This is a genomic window from Bacillus sp. GbtcB14 (assembly GCF_019091205.1).
GTDB lineage: Bacteria > Bacillota > Bacilli > Bacillales > Bacillaceae_G > Bacillus_A > Bacillus_A cereus_AG.
In genome coordinates this window covers 381,268-401,501 of record NZ_JAGXJT010000001.1, presented here as the reverse complement: position 1 = coordinate 401,501, position 20,234 = coordinate 381,268, and the positions used below count along the sequence as shown (strand labels likewise).

Sequence of the window (20,234 nt, the reverse complement as noted above, 5' to 3'; positions counted from 1 at the left end):
CTTTTAAACACCCAATAAGAAAGCGCTTACTGTATGTTGGGTGAAATATTACTTATGAAATGAATAACATATATGTCCTATTTTTTCCATTATATTATGATACATCTTATCATCATAAACTAAAGGAAACAACGAGCTTTTTTTGTCATGTTTTGACTAAAAAAAGCAGGTGATGTTTCACCTGCCTTTTTTCTTTATTCATTTAATAAGTAATGCTTTCCTTTTACTAAATAAAAAACATTTTCAGCAATATTTGTAATATGATCTGCTACACGCTCGATATATCTCGCCACAAAGGATAATTGTGTAATTTGTGTAATCGCTTCTGGCTGTTCTGGAACTGAAGATATAAATTCACGAATCGCTTTCCCATATATTTCATCCACTGAATCATCCATTTCGGCAATTTGTTTCGCAAAAGTTAAATTTTCTTGCTCATATGCTTCCAACGCTAACTGTAACATCTTATTTGCAATTGCAAACATTTCATCAAGATTGTGCAAACTAACAACCACTTCTTTTTCCCCAAGACGAATTGTTGATTTCGCAATATTAACAGCATGATCTGCAATACGCTCTAAATCTGTCGCTGTTTTAATTGAAATGAAAATCCTTCTTAAATCACTTGCTACAGGTTGCTGCTTCGTAATAAGCATAAGCGCAAGATCATTTATTTCCTCTTCTAAATTATCCATACGATAATCACCATCTATTACCTCTAACGCTTTCTCTACATCTCTTGTATGAAGACCTTCCATAGCAAGCAATAAAGCTTCCCTCGCTAGCTCTCCAAGCTCAATCACCTTTTGCTGTAACGTTTTTAAATCACATTGAAACTGTTCTCTTACCATCGTTTCTTCCCCCTCAATATTATGTGCCATTATATATATAAATCTCCTATTGTAAGGCCTCTTATCTCTGTAATCAGCCTTAAAATAGGAGAAGTATTCCTTCTCAGCAAAATAAGAAATACCCTCTGTTAAGAGGGTATTTGCTCTTAGCCTTGCAACGATATCAACCAAATCGTCCTGTAATATAATCCTCTGTACGCTTATCTGAAGGTGTCGTAAATAATTTATTTGTATCTGTATACTCCACAACTTCCCCACTTAAGAAGAAAGCAGTTTTGTCTGAAATACGTGCTGCTTGTTGCATATTATGCGTTACGATAACAATACTAAAGTCTTTCTTTAACTCTTGAATTAATTCTTCTACTTTTAATGTTGAAATTGGATCTAGTGCCGATGTTGGCTCATCCATTAAAATAACATCTGGTTCAATCGCTAAACAACGTGCGATACATAGACGCTGTTGCTGTCCACCAGATAAACCGTATGCATTATCATGCAAACGATCTTTTAACTCATCCCAAATTGCTGCTCCACGTAAACTTTTTTCAACAATTTCATCCAATGTTTTCTTATCACGAATACCATGAATTTTCGGTCCATATGCTACATTTTCATAAATAGATTTCGGAAATGGATTTGGCTTTTGGAACACCATTCCTACATGAGTTCTTAATTCTTCAACTGGGTATGATTTATCAAATATATTGCGTTCTCTATATTCAATTACACCTGTAGTTCTCACGATTGGTACTAACTCTACCATACGATTTAATGTTTTTAAGTACGTTGATTTACCACAACCACTTGGCCCGATAATTGCTGTAACTTCATTCTCATGAATGCTTAAGTTAATATCTTTTAAAGCATGGTCTTCTCCGTACCATAAATTTAAGTTTTTCGTATCAAATACTACTTTCTTTGGTGCAGTCTCGATTTTCTCCTCGTTTTTCACCTGTACATTTACTACTGTTGCTACCATTTGAATTCCCCTTTCATCCATTTCCAACTTATTTTCGATTTCGTAACCATAAGACAAATATATTGATAAAGAGCAACAAACCTAACAAAACAATCATCCCAGCAGCAGCTACGTACTGAAATTCTTCTTGTGGCCTACTCATCCAATTAAAAATTTGAATTGGTAAAACTGTAAATCTATCAAACATACTAAATGGAACATAATTTGCAAATGCAAGTGCCCCGATAACTAATAACGGTGCCGCTTCTCCAATCGCTCTTGATATCGCTAACGTACAACCCGTTATAATTCCTGGGAAAGCATATGGCAATACAATTTGATACATCGTTTGCCACTTCGTAGCACCTAATCCGTAAGAAGCTTCTAATAATGAACTTGGCACAGATCGTATCGCTTCTTGACTCGCTACAACAACTGTCGGTAAAACGAGTAAACTCATCGTCAGTGCCGCCGCAATGATACTCTCACCTAAATGAAGAGCATATACAAAAATGGTTAAGCCGAGTAATCCAAATACAACGGAAGGTACTCCTGCTAACGTTTGATTATTAATTTCTATTACCTTTTTAAATATAGATTCCTTCGCATATTGCTCTAAATAAAGAGCAGTTCCAACTCCAAATATAAAGGAGACTGGTATAACAATACTCATAAATAATATTGTTCCTGACAAAGCTGCAGCAATCCCAGCTTCTTTCGGATTACGCGAAGCGAAGTTTGTAAAGAAATCTAACGAAAGGTAACTTATACCTTTTTCAAAAATTTGAAAAAGCAAAATAAGCAATATTACTATTGAAAACAAAATTGCTATATAAAATAACAATTGGTAAACTCGGTCTTTTAAAAAACGTGATGCCATATTTTCTTGTATTTTTTTATGATTCAACATTCGCATATTATGTCACCCTCCTAAAGCGGCGCATAATAGACTGTGAAATAATGTTCATTATAAGAGTAAACAAGAACAACGTTGCGCCTACAGCATACATGCTGTAATACGTAATTGTTCCATGCGGAGCATCACCTAAACTCACTTGCACAATATAGGCTGTTAGCGTTTGGATAGATTGTGTCGGGTCAAGCGATACATTCGGTGTGGATCCCGCTGCAATTACAACGATCATCGTTTCACCAATTGCCCTGGAAGCAGCTAATATGATTGCTGCTATAATCCCTGTAAAAGCCGAAGGAAACACGACTTGTTTTACCATCTCAAACCGAGTTGCTCCAAGTGCTAACGAAGCTTCTTTCGTTCCTTTCGCTACAGCTCTCATCGCGTCTTCAGATAGAGATGCAATTATGGGTATCATCATAAAGCCAATAACAATACCTGGACTAATCGCATTAAAAAACTGTAAATCTGGTATAATCCGTTGTAAAAGTGGTGTGACAACTGTTAATGCAAAAAAACCATATACAATTGTCGGGATACCTGCTAATAGTTCTAACATCGGTTTTAATACTTTCCTTGCACCGTTTGAAGCATATTCGCTTAAAAATACAGCACAGGCTAAACCGATAGGAATTGCTACGAACATGGCAATTGCTGTTACAAGGAATGTTCCACATATAAGTGGTAATATACCGAATTTAGGATCTTCAAAAAAAGGTAACCATTCTTTTCCCGTCAAAAAGGAGTGTAATGGTATTTTTTGAAAAAACATCAATGTTTCATTTGCCAATGTAAAAATAATTCCAAGTGTCGTTACAATAGACACGCTAGCAATTATTTTCAGTAATAACGGAACTATTCGATTGATTCGCTGCGTTTTTTTTCTTTGTTTTGTATTTCTTTCAATCAAATGTTGTACAGAAAATGTAATTTGACTTTTGTCATTATGAGCCAAAGATGAAAACCCCTTTCCACCCTGACATTACCTTTTTATTTCTGTTAACATCCGCAGCTGTTCATTATATTTTTCTTTTGGTAATTTTACATATCCAACCTCTTCAGCGAGATTACCAACATGCTGAATCATAAACTCAATATAATTTGCTACATTCATTTTATTTCGGATAGATGCATCATTCACATAAGCAAATAGTGGCCTAGATAATGGCTTATACTTACCTGATTGAATGGTATCTTTCGTCGGAAGTACACCATTCACTTTTATTGCTCTCACCTTATCTCGATTGGCCATATAATAAGCATATCCTACAAAAGCAATGGCATTTTTATCATTCATTACCCCTTGCATAATAACTTGATCATCTTCAGACAAAGAGACTTTTTTTACAATGCGACTATTTTGTAAGATGACATTTTGAAAATAATCATACGTACCAGAGTCTACACCTGGCGCATAAAACTTCACCTGTTCACGTGGCCATGATGAATGAATTTGTGACCATCGCTTTTCGCTTTCATCTTCACTCCATAATAGACGTAACTCGTCTACCGTCATATTGTCTATCCAAGTATTTTGGCGATTCACAACGATTGTAAGACCATCGTAAGCGACTTCAAACGGTGTAAACTGAATGGAGTTTTTCTTCATTTCATTTTCTTCCACTTGTTTCATTGCTCTCGAAGCATTATTTATATCTACTTCTCCTTTACTGAAACGATTAAATCCTCCTCCTGTTCCAGAAACACTGATGGAAATCTTCACGTTTGGATGCACCTTTGTATATTCCTCCGCTACTGCTTCTATAATAGGGAAAACTGTTGAGGATCCATCAACTCTCACTTCTCCCATTTCATTCACAGCAAATGCAGTAGACGTGCCAACATAAAGAAAACATGTCGACAGTATGAAAACTTTAATTGATGCACTTATCCATTTCACGTGTTCTTCCTCCTAGAAGTAACCGGAAATAACAGGATTACAGATATAAGAATACTGCTAAACTATTAATTCGGTTTTAATTGTTTGTAAAAGTTTTGTAAAGTTCCACAAGAACCAATATTAAGTAAAACTTTAATCCGTAGCCATTGTTCATTTTCACTGATGATTGGTCCATAAAAACGCTATCCTTCAGAGGGATGCATAAGTATCATTTGTGAGGCCTCTTAATTTTTCTATATGATATGCTTGTCCACTTTATTAAAACGTATGCATGAACCATAAAAAAAAGCACACTATCTTTTCAGATAGTGTGCTTTTTTTACAACTTTTTTATTCATCATCTTGATCTCTATTTTTCTTTTTATTATCTATTTCATCTTTTGAAACTTCGCCATTTTCTACTTTTTTCAAATCAAAGTACGCGTCCATAATGTCACGACTAATATATCCGTTAATACCGGATTTATCATCTACCCAAGGTACAACAACAGAAAATGCTACTTCAGGATCTTCAAGTGGCGCATAACCTACTAACGTTAAGTTATATGTTTCTTTACGCTCACCGTTTGCCTTTCTACCAATCTCTTTATCTCCGCCATACACAGTTTGAGCTGTACCTGTTTTACCAGCAGCTTTATATGGTGCGCCTGCAAAGTATTTCGTAGCTGTACCACCAGAATCGTTAAATACTTGTCTAAATCCTTCCTGAACACGTTTAATTTGTGATTCAGGCATATCAATTCGGTTTAGTACTTTCGGTTCCATTGAATGAACAACTTTTCCAGTTTCTTCTGGTTTCGCTGCCGGTTGACGAATTTCCTTTACAACTTGCGGTTGCATACGGTAACCACCATTTGCAATTGTTGAAACATATTGTGCTAATTGAAGTGGTGTATACGTATCGTACTGTCCTATTGATAAATCTAATAGGAAACCTGGCTGAATTCCTTTACCTGTTTGGCCCGCTGATTCATTCGGTAAATCAATACCTGTTTTCACACCAAGTCCAAACTGTCCGAAATAATAACGCATCGTATCAAATGCTTTTTGTGGTATATCTAACGTACCACCTTTCACATATTGAACACCTGCGATATTCATCGCCGTTTTAAACATATAAACGTTAGAAGACATTTTTAACGCTGTCAAATCATTAATATATCCCATATTTTTCCAAGATGATTTTTTCGGCGTTCCTTTTAATACGATTGGTTCATCATATTGACCTGAACCTGGTTGAATGGCACCTGTTTGATACCCTGTAAGTATTGTCGCACCTTTTACAGTCGATCCCATCGGATAAGAACTTGTCATCGATCCTAATGCGAAATCTTGTACTTTCGTTTCGCCATTTTCATTCACTAACTGTTTCCCTGCCATAGATAAAACTTCACCATTTTTCGGATTCATCATTACAACGAATGCACGATCTAAAAGAGGTTGCCCACCTTTATATTTTAATAAACTTTTAGTGATAATTTCCTCTACACGCTTTTGTAATTCCATATCGATTGTTAAGTTCAGGTCATTACCTCGTTGCCCTTGTGAGACATTAATCGTTTCTAAAATATTACCGTTTTTATCTGTAATATTTTTCACTTCTGCTTTCGTACCGTGCAGGCTATCTTCATATTGCTGTTCAAGATAACTTTTCCCTACACGATCATTACGATTATAATCACGAACAAGATAGTAATCTAAACGCTCTTTCGGTAAACCTTCGTCAGAAGTTGTTACACCACCAAGTACACTTCGGAACAAATCACCATCATATGCATATTTTCGTTCCCAATCGACACTCGTATCTACTCCTGACAATTCTGCTAAATTTTCACTAATAATCGCATATTCTTCTGGTGTAGCATCTTTTTTTATAACTTGTGGTGTCATCGCATATCCGCCGTCCATTTTGCTTTTAATCGCTAGTATTTCTAAATCTTTTGCGGATAATTGATTCACTTCTTCTTCTGTCACGCGACTTCGTTGACGCTCATCTAATTCTTTATCGTCAATTTTTTTATCTTTTAACTCTTGACGATCTTTATTCGTAATTTTTTCTTTCGCTTCCTCTTTATTCATAGCAAGCCAATAATCTTTTTTATCACGATCTGTTAATTTATCAGTCGGTACTTCAATCAAATCTGCCAGCTTTTTCGCTGTTTCTAAGCGAGCCTCCGCAGTTGATCCTTTCATTTTTGTAAATGTAATCGTACGTACAGCTGCATTATCTACTACAGCTCGCCCATAACGGTCAAATATTTTCCCACGTGGTACAGGATTACTTATCGTCGAGTTCTCTTTCCTCTCCACTTCATTCTTATATTCCTCACCGCGAACAATTTGTACATATCCAAGCCTTACAATAACCGCGGAGAACATTAAAAACACGCAGAAAAACAGCACGTTTAACCGAAAAGGAACGTGAGTCTTTTTCTTTTGTTGTTTCTGCTTCTTGCTCATACAAACCCCCTCTACCAACAGCTATGTAATGTGAAAGGGACACCTTCATACAGGTGTCCTCACTGCTGTCTTACATCTTTTTCTATTCTAGCATAAAACAACCGAGAAGTTAACCTTCTGGTTCTGTTTGATTCTGCGCAGTCGCTTGCGTTACAACACTTGTTTTATTCACATTTCCCTCATCATATTTGACATTTTTAACTGCAAAATAAATAAGGAAATGTCCTGCACCTAAAATACATAATAAGTAAGGCAAACTTTTTTCAGGCGGAAAGAATAATACAGCACATAAAAAACTTAAAATCGAACAAATTCTTCCTGCATTTAACCATAATTCCCGGACAACTACATACTCTACCCGCCACTCTCTCGCATTTTTCGCTCTGCCAATTACATCATATGTCATGGATCCGTACGGAACGAGCAAAATAGGGTATGCAATCGCAATACACGCTGCATAAATAAGTAATTTTGCGTATGTAACATTGAATATAACTAAAAATACGACAGCATACAAAATAATGCCTCCAAGCAAAATTGCTTTTTTTCGCCATTCTTTCTTTAACATACGAGTAACTAAATAGTAACACACAAATGACACAGCCGAATTTACTAAGCTATACTTCCCTAATGCGAGCTCGCTATCAGTTGCTAAATACACGTACACGGAAATCACAAAAATAAAAGTTCCCTCTCTCAGCCCTTGGAAAAAATGAGCACGTGTAATTCTTCCCCAATTTTTATCAATCTGCCGCTCTTTCAATACTTGTACAATTTCATACCGTCCTTCACATTCTCTCTTAGATACAAAAAAGCTTAAAATGACAGCAATTGCAAATAACAGTAACGAAAGAAAGAATATGACCGTATAGCCACTCCATTTTTCCATACGTGAAATTGTGTATCCAGCTGCTATCGGTCCAATCATGCCAGAGAAGGATGTAAGAAGTCCAAGAAACCCATTAAAGAAATCTCTTGTTTCTGGTTCTGTAATCTCAAATGTTAATAAGTTAAACGCGAGCCAGTAAAAACCATATCCGACTCCTAAAAGAGCCCCCATTAATAAAATATAGTGAGAAGCGCTTTTTCCCGCTACTAAAACAACGATAAAAAAAATAGCTAACGTGCCTACACCTATTCGTAACAAGATTGAGCGATCAATACGCTTCGCTAATTTCCCACCTATAAGAAATGTGAGAGGCTGTAATACAACGCTGGCCAAATTATACAAGCCAAGATTCACATAATTTTGTGTTTGTTTCCATAAATAAATGTTAACAAACGTATTCGATAAAGAAATTGCGAGCGTGTATAAACCTCCAATAAGGAGCAATAACACTAAATCCCGATTCACTTCAACGTCACCAATTATATGTTTCCACTTCATACACAACTCTCCTTTACTTCATGTTCTAGTCTTCCAAAGACAAGCCCAATTATGTAAAAGGAAAGCATAGAAAAAAGCTAGGAGCATTCTCCTAGCTTTTTTTCTATAATTATTTTGCTTCTTGGTAACGTTTTTCAGCAGCGTTCCAATCTACAACGTTCCAAAATGCACCGATGTAGTCAGGACGACGGTTTTGGTAATTTAAGTAGTAAGCATGTTCCCAAACATCTAAACCTACAACTGGAGTTTTACCTTCAGTTAGAGGAGAATCTTGGTTTGGCGTGCTTGTTACTTCTAACTCACCATTGTTTACTACTAACCAAGCCCAACCAGAACCGAAACGAGTTGCGCCAGCTTTTGCGAATTCTTCTTTGAATGCATCGAAGCTACCGAATTTTGCTTCAATTGCAGTTGCAAGTTCGCCTACTGGTTGTCCGCCGCCATTTGGAGATAAGATTGTCCAGAAGAATGTATGGTTAGCATGTCCGCCACCATTGTTACGTACTGCTGTACGGATTGCTTCTGGTACTTCGTTTAAGTTTGCAACTAATTCTTCTACGCTTTTGTCAGCTAATTCTGCATGACCTTCTAAAGCAGCGTTTAAGTTTGTAATGTACGTGTTATGGTGTTTTGTATGATGGATGTTCATCGTTTCTTTGTCAAAGTGAGGCTCTAAAGCATCATACGCATAAGGTAAGTTTGGTAATTCGTGTTTTGCCATTGTTATATTCCTCCCAGTTTATGTATTGCCACTTAAGTGACATACAACTTCATTCTACCCTAATTGCCATAGGGTGCAAACAAATAAATCACATTGTCTTGCTATCATTAACGTAGCAAAAATCCCACTTCTTTTCAATTAAAATGCTCATATATTCCGTAAAAAAAGCTCCCTTCTACAAGGAAGCTTCCCGCTGACATAATAAACATGTGAAATGGATATGGACCCTGTAGGACTCGAACCTACGACCGGACGGTTATGAGCCGTCTGCTCTAACCAGCTGAGCTAAGGGTCCACAATTATGTATGTAACAACATATCAAATAAAGGAATTCCTATCAGATATATCCTTTAAGAAATGTAAGATAAATTTACCATATGGAAAAGAAAAGTGTCAATTGTATTTTTCTCATATAAAAGAAGAAAATTAATAAAAAGAAATTTAGTTATCTCCACTATATGTAAATATAATATATCTTGAGATTCTCTAGATTCCTACGTTACAATGATTTTATACATACATAAAGGAAGTGAATCTATGTCCATATTTACCCAATTAGCAAAAAGCGTATATTCGCCTAAAGATATGGCGCTATTCCGTTTTCAAAAAATCGGAAAAACCATTTTGTATATTATGCTACTTTGTCTAATCACTACTATTCCAAGAACATTCTTTTACGGTAGCTTTATTCAAGATAGTGTTACCATGGTAAATCAAGCAATTGAAAAAGATTTACCTGATTTTAAAATCGAAAACGGTGAACTAAAAGCAGATATTGAACAACCTATTCTAAAGGAAGAGGGAGATGCTCTTTTCGTATTTGATCCAAATACAACAGATATAGAAACATATCAAAACAAAACTGGTTTATTTATTTTAAAAGATAAAGTAGTTTCTATAGGAAATGGTCAAACACAAACATACTCCTATAATGATTTATTAGGGACATCTCTTGAGAAGAAAGATTTGCAAGATTTCATTTCTGTATTCGATAGTATTTATCCAATTTTACTAGCTGTTATCGGCGTGTTAGTATACCTATTCCAATTGTTTATTACTTTCTTAGGAATTACTTTACTTGCATTTATAGGTTCTGCTATGAGCGGTCAACGTAAATTATCTTATAAGCAAGTATGGACATTAACTGCATACAGCTACACAATTCCAACAATCTTCTTTATGATTATGGATCTATTCAAAATTGTTGTACCTGGTTCAACATTCATTTATATCGCAGTTGTTTTAATTGTTCTTTACTTAACGATTAAAGAAGTTCCAAAACCGAAAGAAAAATAAGAACGAAAAAAATGCCTAAATAGGCATTTTTTTTTTGGACAAGCATATATTCCTAGCAAAGGAGTGAAGAATATGAAGAGATTAGGTATATTCTTATTCGTGCTTGTTCTTGGTTATATATTTTATTACGATATAAAAATCGGCACTTTACCGATGTTAAGTTCATATAAAAAAACAACCGCTGCCCAAACAATAAAACAAGAAAGCACAGATACAAAACAAAATAAAGAGAACAAAGCAGAAAAAGAAACAGATGTCACTTATAAAACAATTGAAGTCAAAACAGGTGAGACAGTTCTTTCTATTACCGAACAAATTAACAAGAAAAAAATCCCTTCCATTGAGAAGGTAATTGATGACTTTAAACAACTAAACAAAAGTACATCTGCTACAAAAATACAAATTGGAAAGTCTTATAAATTCCCGTTATATCAATAAGCAATCACTTAATCCTTGTCAATTACATAAAGGCGCTGATACAATAGTAAAAGTGAAACCGAGCACTTCGGTTTCTATAGCCCTGTATCACGTATACTATCATTGATATGTGGGACTAAATAAGAAACTTCTTTTATAAGGAGAGCGATCTATTCGTGAATGAAATGACTCATCGTACAAAAACACGTCCAGTTAAAGTCGGTAATTTAACAATTGGCGGTAATAATGAATTAATTATACAAAGTATGACAACAACAAAAACACATGATGTTGAAGCAACAGTTGCTGAAATTAAACGTTTAGAAGAAGCTGGCTGTCAAGTCGTTCGTGTTGCTGTTCCAGACGAACGCGCAGCAAATGCTATTGCTGATATTAAAAAACAAATCAACATTCCACTTGTTGCTGATATTCATTTTGATTATCGCCTTGCTTTAAAAGCAATTGAAGGTGGCATTGATAAAGTACGTATCAATCCAGGTAACATTGGTCGTCGCCATAAAGTAGAAGCTGTTGTAAATGCAGCGAAAGAACGCGGCATTCCAATCCGTATCGGTGTAAACGCAGGTTCATTAGAGCGTCACATTTTAGAAAAGTACGGATACCCAACTGCAGATGGTATGGTCGAGAGTGCCCTACATCACATTAAAATTTTAGAGGACTTAGATTTCCACGATATTATCGTATCTATGAAAGCCTCTGATGTTAACTTAGCAATCGAAGCATATGAAAAAGCTGCTCGTGCTTTTGATTACCCATTACATTTAGGTATTACAGAATCTGGAACATTATTTGCCGGAACTGTAAAAAGTGCCGCTGGTCTTGGAGCAATCTTAAATAAAGGCATCGGAAATACACTACGTATTTCATTAAGTGCTGACCCAGTTGAAGAAGTAAAAGTTGCGCGTGAGCTATTAAAGTCATTCGGCCTTGCATCTAATGCAGCAACACTTATTTCTTGTCCAACTTGCGGTCGTATTGAAATTGATTTAATTAGCATCGCTAACGAGGTAGAAGAATACATCTCTACACTAAAAGTACCAATTAAAGTTGCAGTACTTGGCTGCGCTGTAAACGGTCCTGGTGAAGCTCGTGAAGCTGATATCGGTATCGCCGGTGCACGCGGAGAAGGATTATTATTCCGTAAAGGGCAAGTTGTTCGTAAAGTACCAGAAGAAATCATGGTAGAAGAACTGAAAAAAGAAATCGACGTAATTGCTGCTGAAATGGCTGCTGAACGAGAAAAAGAAAAAGAAACACAAGAAAAATAAAAAGAAGGTTGCCGACAAATATTGTGGCAACCTTCTTTTTTACGTAAAAAAAGCTCGTCAGTTGTGTAACCGACGAGTTCTTATTTTGCACATTTTGGACAACGGCCGTATATTTCAAACTTATGACCAGTTACTTCATAACCGTTAAAATCTTTATTCATAAAATCCATCGGGCAGGAAGTAATCTCTTTCGTCCCCCCGCAATCTAAACAAATAAAATGATGATGATGTTCCATAATAGAACATGTAAAACGAAAATGTTTTTCACCATTTAATTCCGTTTGTTCCAAAACACCGATTTCAGCAAACACCGTTAAGTTACGATAAATCGTATCAAAGCTAAGACCTGGATAATCATCCTTCATATGCTCTAAAACGTCTTTCGCCGTTAAATAACGATTGTGAGCTGCAAATAACCTGAGCATTTCTTCCCTTTTCCCAGTATGTTTGTATCCTTTATCTTTCATTAGGCGTAAAGCTTCTGTTAGATTCATATCTATCCCTACTTTATGCAGTTTTTTTCTTTTTCCATAAAATCGCACCAATTAAAATAAGAACTGCTATCATAACAATTGTACCACCTGGCGCTAGATCAAGTTGATATGAAGCAAACATTCCACCAATTACTGCAATTTCACCAAATATAATGGAAAAGAAAATTGTTTGTTTAAATCCATTCGCAATACGAATACTTGCTGCAACTGGTAACGTCATTAATGATGATACGAGAAGAACCCCTACTACACGCATTGATACTGCAATGACAAGAGCAACCAATATAATGAAAATAAAATGAATCCACTTTGCACTCAAACCGGTTGATACAGCATATTCCTCATCAAACGATAGTAAAAATAACTCTTTGTATAATAAAGTAATCGTTACAATAACAACAATTGCTACAATGCCGATGATTATTAAATCTGTACTTGTTACAGCACTTACACTCCCAAATAAATAACTAAATAAATCAGTGTTAAATCCATTTGCAAGTGATATAAAAATAACCCCAATCCCCATTCCTGCTGAAAGAATAATCGGAATTGCTAATTCTTGATAATGTTTATATACAGTACGTAATTTTTCAATTAGTAACGCCCCACCAATAGAAAAAATCATTCCCATATATAACGGATTTAAAAATCCTCCTGTGAAAATTGTTTTTTCTAGTAGTAAACTTGCAGCAATACCCGATAATGTCACATGACTTAATGCATCCGCAATAAGCGACATACGGCGAATGACAACAAATACACCGATAAGCGGTGCAACAAGTCCTATTAAAATTCCTGCATATAAAGAGTTACGTAAAAAGTCATATTGTAAAAAATCTTGTATCATTATATCCTCCCGTGATGCTCGTGTTCTAAACGATGAACATGATGTCCATATAAGACGGACATTTCTGCATCTTCTAACTCTCGGAACTTCTCTACATTTCCATGGAAATGTAGATGTTGGTTTAAGCATGCAACATGTGTTACCTTCTCTGTAACAGCTCCCATATCATGAGTAACGAGAATTAATGTGATTCCTAACCTTTTGTTTAAATCCTCTAATATCTCATAAAAACTTTCAACATTCTTCACATCGATTCCAACAGTGGGCTCGTCCAAAATAAGTAATTCAGGATCACTAACGAGCGCACGAGCAATAAATACACGCTGTTGTTGTCCACCAGAAAGTTCTCCGATATTGCGCCCTTGAAACGCACTCATCCCTACATCAGCAATCGCTTTTTCTACTTTTTCCTTATCGTTTTTCGTAAAAAAGCGAAACAGCCCTTTTTTCGAAACGAGTCCCATTGATACAACTTCAAAAACAGTGGCCGGAAAACCAGAATTAAAGCTATTTGCCTTTTGCGACACATAACCAACTTTGTTCCATTCTTTAAACTTCTTACTATCAACACCAAACAAACGAATACTTCCCTGTTTTGGCTTTAAAACGCCTAATAAACATTTTAGCAAAGTTGATTTTCCAGAGCCATTTGGCCCAACTAAACCTAAAAAAGCTCCCTTCGGAACTTGCAAATTAATATCTTCTAACACATTTCGATCTTCATATCGAAATGACAATCCTTCTATTTCTAATATATTATTCATAGCATCTCACCTATTTTAATTCAGAATGATTCCGATTTATATCTATTTGAATTATAGTACAGCTTATTATAGTTGTAAACCAATCTGCCTAAAATATATCAATTTTTTCAAGAAACCTTATTATTATAACAAAAAGCAGAGAAAAATCCTCTGCTTTCGAAAAATATTCCTATAAAATGAAACCTTAATCAGATGAGGCTATCCCCTAACGATTAGCGAGGGCTTTTACTGGATAAATTCCCTAGTGGATAGCCGATTTAAACTTGCCACCATTTGTCTCTTGTGTATTCATAATCGTAACAAACGCATTCGCATCAATTTCATACACAATTGATTTTAACTTTGTCACTTCCAGACGCGTTACAACTGCATAAATAACTTCTTTTTCTTTATCCGTGTAACCGCCTTTCGCTACAAGCTTTGTAGTTCCACGACCAAGACGATGCAAAATCGCATTTGATACTTCCTCATATTGATCTGATACAATTAAAACTGCTTTCGTTTCATCTAAGCCTTGAATGACTGTATCAATTGTTTTGAATGCGATATAGTACGTCATAACAGAATACATAGCTTGCTCAACACCAAATACAAATGCTGCCCATGCAAAAATAAATAAGTTCACAAACATTACAAATTCGCCAACAGAGAAAGGTAATTTCTTCGTTAATAAAATACCCATAATTTCTGTTCCGTCCATTGATCCACCATGGCGAATAACGAGCCCTACACCAAGACCTAAAATAAGACCACCAAACACTGTCGCTAAAATCGGCTCTGTTGTAAATGGCGGCACAGCATGTAACGTTGATTCAATAAACGCTAAAGCTACAATACCGAACGCTGAAGATAGCATGAACGTTTTTCCGATTTGCTTATAACCCGAATACATAAATGGGATATTGAGAATAACGACTAAAGTAGAGAAACTTAACCACCAAATATTAGGAGTAAGATAATCTAACATAAGAGAAATACCAATAATTCCACCATCAATAATTTTATTTGGCATTAAAAATAGTTCAATCGCTACCGCTGCGCATGCTGCTCCAAAAATAATCATAACTAAACGATAAATAAGATGGATAACACTTTCTTTTCGATGTTGCTTCTGCTCCATAAGTCCTCCCTATACTCTTTTTCTATAGTTTTGTCCTTATATTATAACATACGCTTCTTTTTCTCATGAAAAAGAAGCTCTATACGAATATGTACAAGCTACGTACTCATATATTTCGATAGAAGAACATGTGAAGGAGGATAACTTGATGAACCTCATTAAACAACTTGTAAATAAAAAATTAAATCATATTTCTACAAAAGAATTATTGAAATATAGCAAAGAGTATGAAGTTTCTATTACGACTGCACAAGCGGATCAAATTGTTTTACTTATGAAAGGAAAGAATATTAACATTTACGATAATGATGAAAGGCTAGAGCTCTTAAAACAAATAGCAAAAGTAACCTCCCCTGCTACTGCCCAACAAGTAAATACTTTATTTCAACAACTATTAAAATAAGGAGGGGAAAATCCCCTCCTTATTGCTTATTGCGCTTTAATTTTATCAAGAATTCCTTCATCAAAAGTACCATTTTTCAGCATTTCGATTTCTAATTTATATGGTGGCTTCTTATCTTTTTTATCTTCACCTACATATGGCGTTTCAAGAATTTTTGGTACGTGCATTAACTGCGGGTGATGCACAATATGATGTAACGCTTTATAACCGATATGACCGAAGCCGATATTTTCATGACGGTCCTTTCCTGCGCCGCATACATTTTTACTATCATTAATATGAAGTACTTGCAAACGATCAATACCAACAATCTTATCAAATTCGTTTAATACGCCGTCAAAATCATTTACAATATCATATCCTGCATCATGCGTATGACACGTATCAAAGCATACTGATAATTTTTCATTATATTTGACACCATCAATAATCTTTGCAATTTCTTCAAAGCTACGACCGCATTCTGTTCCTTTTCCTGCCATCGTTTCTAACGCAATGTTAACCGTCTGCTCTGGCGTTAATACTTCATTAAGCCCTTTAATAATTTGTTGAATACCAGCATCCGCTCCTGCACCAACGTGCGCACCTGGGTGAAGAACGATTTGTTTCGCTACACCTAATGCCGATGTTCTTTCAATTTCCATGCGAAGGAAGTCTACACCTAATTGGAATGTTTCTGGCTTCGTCGTATTCCCAAGATTAATAATATATGGCGCATGTACGATAATTTCCTCAATACCGTTTAGTTCCATATGTTTTCTTCCTGCTTCTATGTTCAATTCTTCAATTGGTTTTCTTCGTGTATTTTGCGGTGCACCTGTATAAATCATAAACGTCGTTGCACCGTATGAAACAGCCTCTTCACTTGCTGCTAATAACATTTTCTTACCACTCATAGAAACATGAGAACCAATCTTTAACATACAATCACCTCTTCAATATACAATAGATATAATGATAGCATAATTTGTAGAAATATGTAGTGAATTGTTTGTTCCTAAAACACTACGCAAATTGTAACTAGCTACACCAAAACTTTAATCAGTGTTTTTTCCATCCTCCACTGATTTTTATCCCGCAAATAGCCGGATAAAAAAAGATAAGGGGGCTCCCCTTATCTTTTTTTATTGCTATATTTTTTCTTCACTTTGTCACGTTCTGTTGCAAGTTTACGTTTATAGTTTGGTTTTACTTTTTTCGGCTTTTTAATAACTTTTGTTGCCATAACGTCAAGTTCATCATTTGGTTTTTTACGGCTCTTACGACGACGACGTTCACCTAAATCCGCCCACTCATCTCCACGTAACTCTACATGCTTGAACTCAATATGACGTTGTTTTTCTAAACTATCTAACGCTTCTTCGTTTGCTGGATCATAAATCGTCACTGCAATACCTGAATGCCCTGCACGTGCTGTTCTTCCAACGCGGTGAACGAAGAAATCTAAGTCTGATGGAAGTTCATAGTTAATAACATGACTAATTCCTTCAATATCAATACCACGTGCTGCTAAATCAGTTGCAACAATATATTGGAATTCAAGGTCACGAATTTGTTTCATCATTTTTTTACGATCACGCGGTGATAAATCTCCGTGAATTCGTCCAACTTTTAAGCCACGTTCCATTAATCCGTCAGCAACCTGATCCGCCATCTTCTTCGTATTCGTGAAAACAACTGCTAAATACGGTTTAAATTGTAGCAACATTTTGTTCACTAAATCGATTTTGTTACGATGTTTAGAAGGTACTAAATAATGCTCAATATTCCCAGCCGCAACTTGTTTTGGATTGATATGAATATGCTCTGGATTCTCCATATATTTCTTCAGAAACGGTTTTAGTTTTTGAGGAATTGTTGCAGAGAAAACTAGCATTTGCAAGTTTCTAGGCATGCGTGATGCAATTTTGTCTACATCATGAATGAATCCCATATCAAGCATTAAGTCTGCTTCATCGACAATAATAGTATTTGCTTTATGAACAAATAATGCTTGCGCTTCTACTAAATCTTTAATACGTCCTGGTGTTCCAACTACAATATGAGGTTGTTTTTTCAACTTTTCAATTGATCGTTGCTTATCAGTTCCACCAATTAAACAACGTGCTGTAATCATTTGATCTTCCGCACAAAACTTTGTTAATTTCACGATTTCTTCGTAAATTTGTTGTGCTAACTCACGAGTAGGCGCTGTAATAACAAGTTGTACTTCTTCACGACTTGCATTAATTCGGTTCAATGTAGGAAGTAAGTATGCATGTGTTTTCCCAGAACCTGTTTGGGATTGTCCAATTACACTTACACCTTTTTTCACGACCGGGAAAATTTTCTTTTGAATTCCTGTCGGCTCTGTAAAGCGTAGTTCACGAACTGCATCTATTAAAAATGGTTTAAAATCATACTGTGTAAAAGTTTGTTGTGTCATAAGTTACACCTTCTTTCTAAATTTCTACTGCGCGCACAAATCAGTCAAGTCTACATTATATCGAAATCTACAAGTAAAATCCATCTTTAGTTTAGGTTTTCCCTTCAAAAACTAACCTTCTTCCCTCTTATTGCATATTGTATGTGTATATACCTAACTGAAGAAAGGAGGATTTCTCACATGTTTCCAAAATCACCCACAAGGCAAATGTATCCGAATCAAGGACAGCAACCTTATACACCATATCCAATTCCACAGCTACCACCGATGGCACAAAAAAAGAAAGGGTTCCTTGCTAAACTCTTTAAAAAACACGATCCAACCGAGCCTTTCATGCAAATGGTTCCGCCTTATCGACAAATGGAAGGACCGCCGCCAATGATGCACCAGCAACCGCCGCCCCAATATCAACAACAATACCCTCAACAATACCCGCAGCAATACTCCCAACAATACTCCCAACAATATCAACCATACATGCAGCAGCATCCAGAGCAAAGGATCCCCCCTCAAATGTATGAATCAAATGAAATGCGCGGCGGTGCAGCAACTACAGCAGCATCAAGTAGCGGCATCGGCAGTTTTTTTGCGAATTTAATTTCGAATCCAACTAATATGATAAACAATATCGAAAAAGTATCCCAAGTCGTTCAATCTGTAAGCCCTGTCGTCGAACAGTACGGTCCTATTATGCGTAACCTACCAAGCATTGTTAAAATCCTCACCTCTGGAAAAAGTACGGAAGAAGATCCGACTGAAGATCAAGCTAAAGACATAACAGAAAAGGTTGAGGTAGCAACTCCGCCTCCTCCACAAAAAAAAAGAAAAAGAAAAAAAATAGTGATTGAGCCAGTCATAGAAAAAGAATTACGAGAGGAGCCTGTTCAAAAAATAGCAACAAAACCAAAACTATATGTATAACAATCCTTTGTTTTCTATCCACTCCTCCTTTATAATATAAAAGACTATGCACAAAAGTATCCCTTGTTTAGAAGGAGAGGATTACTCATATGAAAATTGTTAAAATTTCCCCTCGTGGTTATTGCTACGGTGTTGTGGACGCGATGGTTATTGCACGTAACGCCGCATTAGATACATCATTACCAAGACCTATTTACATTTTAGGTATGATTGTTCACAACAAACATGTAACAGATGCATTCGAAGAAGATGGCATCATTACATTAGACGGCCCAAGTCGCTTAGATATTTTAGATCAAATTGATTCTGGTACTGTTATCTTTACTGCTCACGGTGTTTCTCCTGAAGTTAAACAGCGTGCAAAAGAAAAAGGTTTAACGACAATCGATGCCACTTGTCCAGATGTTACAAAAACGCATGACCTTATTGAAGCAAAGAAAGCTGAAGGTTACCATATCATTTATATCGGTAAAAAAAATCATCCTGAACCAGAAGGTGCGGTTGGTATTGCACCTGACATCGTTCATCTTATCGAAAGAGCCGCTGATTTAGAAACATTAGAAATCCCAACGGATAAAATTTTAGTTACGAATCAAACAACGATGAGCCAATGGGATGTCCAGCATTTAATGGAGGATATTCAGAAGAAATTCCCAACAGCAGAATTTCATAAAGAAATTTGTTTAGCAACTCAAGTTCGCCAAGAAGCTGTTGCTAAACAAGCTGATGTTGCAGACTTAACAATTGTTGTTGGTGATCCAAAAAGTAACAACTCAAACCGTTTAGCACAAGTATCACAAGAAATCGCTGGTACGAAAGCATACCGCGTTGCAGACGTAAGTGAGATTAAATTAGAGTGGCTACAAGGTGTAGAAAACGTAGCTGTTACAGCAGGTGCTTCTACTCCAACTCCAATTACAAAAGAAGTTATCGCTTTCTTAGATCAATATGATCCAATGAATCCCGCTACATGGGAGAGAGTTCGAAAAGTACCTTTACAAAAAATATTACCTCGTGTAAAAGTGAAAAAAGAACAATAATAAAAACCGTTGCCTATATGAGCAACGG

Annotated in this window: 20 protein-coding genes and 1 tRNA gene; 6 read left to right on the top strand and 15 right to left on the bottom strand. The window is 35.9% G+C overall.

From position 1 onward, the window contains the following. Nucleotides 1-194: 194 nt before the first annotated feature. The 9 genes from phoU to KVT31_RS02070 all read right to left on the bottom strand — a co-directional run bounded on the left by phoU (nucleotide 195) and on the right by KVT31_RS02070 (nucleotide 9,485). Nucleotides 195-851 (bottom strand): phosphate signaling complex protein PhoU, encoded by a 657-nt coding sequence (gene phoU / locus KVT31_RS02110; protein WP_088098192.1) that lies wholly within the window; start codon nucleotides 849-851, stop codon nucleotides 195-197. 163 nt (nucleotides 852-1,014) lie between these two features. After that, nucleotides 1,015-1,830: a phosphate ABC transporter ATP-binding protein gene (gene pstB / locus KVT31_RS02105; protein WP_000226681.1), complete on the bottom strand. Its 816-nt coding sequence runs from the start codon at nucleotides 1,828-1,830 to the stop codon at nucleotides 1,015-1,017. 28 nt (nucleotides 1,831-1,858) lie between these two features. Then, on the bottom strand, nucleotides 1,859-2,725 hold the full coding sequence (pstA, locus tag KVT31_RS02100; protein WP_088097764.1) for a phosphate ABC transporter permease PstA: 867 nt from the start codon (nucleotides 2,723-2,725) through the stop codon (nucleotides 1,859-1,861). Between the two features lies 1 nt (nucleotide 2,726). Beyond that, complete coding sequence (gene pstC, locus KVT31_RS02095; RefSeq protein ID WP_088097765.1) at nucleotides 2,727-3,677, bottom strand: phosphate ABC transporter permease subunit PstC; 951 nt, start codon at nucleotides 3,675-3,677, stop codon at nucleotides 2,727-2,729. 27 nt (nucleotides 3,678-3,704) lie between these two features. Further along, nucleotides 3,705-4,622 (bottom strand): phosphate ABC transporter substrate-binding protein PhoX, encoded by a 918-nt coding sequence (gene phoX, locus KVT31_RS02090; RefSeq protein WP_088097766.1) that lies wholly within the window; start codon nucleotides 4,620-4,622, stop codon nucleotides 3,705-3,707. Between the two features lie 330 nt (nucleotides 4,623-4,952). Beyond that, nucleotides 4,953-7,082 carry a peptidoglycan D,D-transpeptidase FtsI family protein gene (locus KVT31_RS02085; protein ID WP_088097767.1) on the bottom strand — a complete coding sequence of 710 codons (2,130 nt, stop codon included), beginning with the start codon at nucleotides 7,080-7,082 and terminating at the stop codon, nucleotides 4,953-4,955. A 109-nt stretch (nucleotides 7,083-7,191) separates the two neighbouring features. Further along, nucleotides 7,192-8,469, bottom strand: coding sequence for an MFS transporter (locus tag KVT31_RS02080; RefSeq protein WP_088097768.1), 1,278 nt, complete (start codon nucleotides 8,467-8,469; stop codon nucleotides 7,192-7,194). 109 nt (nucleotides 8,470-8,578) lie between these two features. Next, entirely contained in the window at nucleotides 8,579-9,190 is a 612-nt protein-coding gene (gene sodA / locus KVT31_RS02075; protein ID WP_001052034.1) for a superoxide dismutase [Mn], read from the bottom strand. A 221-nt stretch (nucleotides 9,191-9,411) separates the two neighbouring features. Beyond that, a tRNA-Ile gene (locus tag KVT31_RS02070) sits at nucleotides 9,412-9,485 on the bottom strand. Nucleotides 9,486-9,727: 242 nt separating this feature from the next. On the opposite strand from KVT31_RS02070, the gene KVT31_RS02065 reads away from it, so the two are divergent. The 3 genes from KVT31_RS02065 to ispG all read left to right on the top strand — a co-directional run bounded on the left by KVT31_RS02065 (nucleotide 9,728) and on the right by ispG (nucleotide 12,192). After that, on the top strand, nucleotides 9,728-10,486 hold the full coding sequence (locus KVT31_RS02065; RefSeq protein ID WP_000021902.1) for a DUF1189 domain-containing protein: 759 nt from the start codon (nucleotides 9,728-9,730) through the stop codon (nucleotides 10,484-10,486). A 72-nt stretch (nucleotides 10,487-10,558) separates the two neighbouring features. Then, the gene (gene yqfZ / locus KVT31_RS02060) at nucleotides 10,559-10,924 is read left to right on the top strand and encodes a protein YqfZ (protein WP_088097769.1); all 366 of its coding nucleotides are present in this window, start codon (nucleotides 10,559-10,561) and stop codon (nucleotides 10,922-10,924) included. Nucleotides 10,925-11,088: 164 nt separating this feature from the next. Then, a complete protein-coding gene (gene ispG / locus KVT31_RS02055) occupies nucleotides 11,089-12,192 on the top strand; it encodes a flavodoxin-dependent (E)-4-hydroxy-3-methylbut-2-enyl-diphosphate synthase (protein ID WP_140392579.1) in 1,104 nt (367 codons plus the stop codon). Nucleotides 12,193-12,272: 80 nt separating this feature from the next. Here the strand turns inward: ispG and KVT31_RS02050 are convergent, their stop codons facing one another. From KVT31_RS02050 to KVT31_RS02035, 4 genes are all read right to left on the bottom strand, one after another. Next, nucleotides 12,273-12,686, bottom strand: coding sequence for a Fur family transcriptional regulator (locus KVT31_RS02050; protein ID WP_001054512.1), 414 nt, complete (start codon nucleotides 12,684-12,686; stop codon nucleotides 12,273-12,275). Nucleotides 12,687-12,699: 13 nt separating this feature from the next. Then, nucleotides 12,700-13,533, bottom strand: a complete 834-nt coding sequence (locus tag KVT31_RS02045) for a metal ABC transporter permease (RefSeq protein ID WP_088097771.1) — start codon at nucleotides 13,531-13,533, stop codon at nucleotides 12,700-12,702. Next, nucleotides 13,533-14,297: a metal ABC transporter ATP-binding protein gene (locus KVT31_RS02040; protein ID WP_088097772.1), complete on the bottom strand. Its 765-nt coding sequence runs from the start codon at nucleotides 14,295-14,297 to the stop codon at nucleotides 13,533-13,535. The genes KVT31_RS02045 and KVT31_RS02040 overlap by 1 nt, the downstream gene beginning before the upstream one ends. Nucleotides 14,298-14,538: 241 nt before the next feature. Continuing rightward, nucleotides 14,539-15,417: a YitT family protein gene (locus KVT31_RS02035; protein WP_088097773.1), complete on the bottom strand. Its 879-nt coding sequence runs from the start codon at nucleotides 15,415-15,417 to the stop codon at nucleotides 14,539-14,541. 148 nt (nucleotides 15,418-15,565) lie between these two features. On the opposite strand from KVT31_RS02035, the gene KVT31_RS02030 reads away from it, so the two are divergent. Beyond that, nucleotides 15,566-15,820 (top strand): DUF2624 domain-containing protein, encoded by a 255-nt coding sequence (locus KVT31_RS02030; protein ID WP_001048965.1) that lies wholly within the window; start codon nucleotides 15,566-15,568, stop codon nucleotides 15,818-15,820. A gap of 26 nt (nucleotides 15,821-15,846) precedes the next feature. Here KVT31_RS02030 and KVT31_RS02025 read toward each other — a convergent pair whose 3' ends face one another. Together KVT31_RS02025 and KVT31_RS02020 are read right to left on the bottom strand one after the other, a co-directional pair. Next, nucleotides 15,847-16,743: a deoxyribonuclease IV gene (locus tag KVT31_RS02025; protein WP_088097774.1), complete on the bottom strand. Its 897-nt coding sequence runs from the start codon at nucleotides 16,741-16,743 to the stop codon at nucleotides 15,847-15,849. 191 nt (nucleotides 16,744-16,934) lie between these two features. Then, on the bottom strand, nucleotides 16,935-18,245 hold the full coding sequence (locus tag KVT31_RS02020; RefSeq protein WP_000194012.1) for a DEAD/DEAH box helicase: 1,311 nt from the start codon (nucleotides 18,243-18,245) through the stop codon (nucleotides 16,935-16,937). Between the two features lie 180 nt (nucleotides 18,246-18,425). Between KVT31_RS02020 and vrrA the strand changes: the two genes are divergently transcribed. Both vrrA and KVT31_RS02010 read left to right on the top strand, forming a co-directional pair. Further along, entirely contained in the window at nucleotides 18,426-19,166 is a 741-nt protein-coding gene (vrrA, locus tag KVT31_RS02015) for a VrrA/YqfQ family protein (protein WP_088097775.1), read from the top strand. A gap of 89 nt (nucleotides 19,167-19,255) precedes the next feature. Further along, complete coding sequence (locus KVT31_RS02010; protein ID WP_098341783.1) at nucleotides 19,256-20,206, top strand: 4-hydroxy-3-methylbut-2-enyl diphosphate reductase; 951 nt, start codon at nucleotides 19,256-19,258, stop codon at nucleotides 20,204-20,206. Nucleotides 20,207-20,234 lie beyond the last annotated feature (28 nt).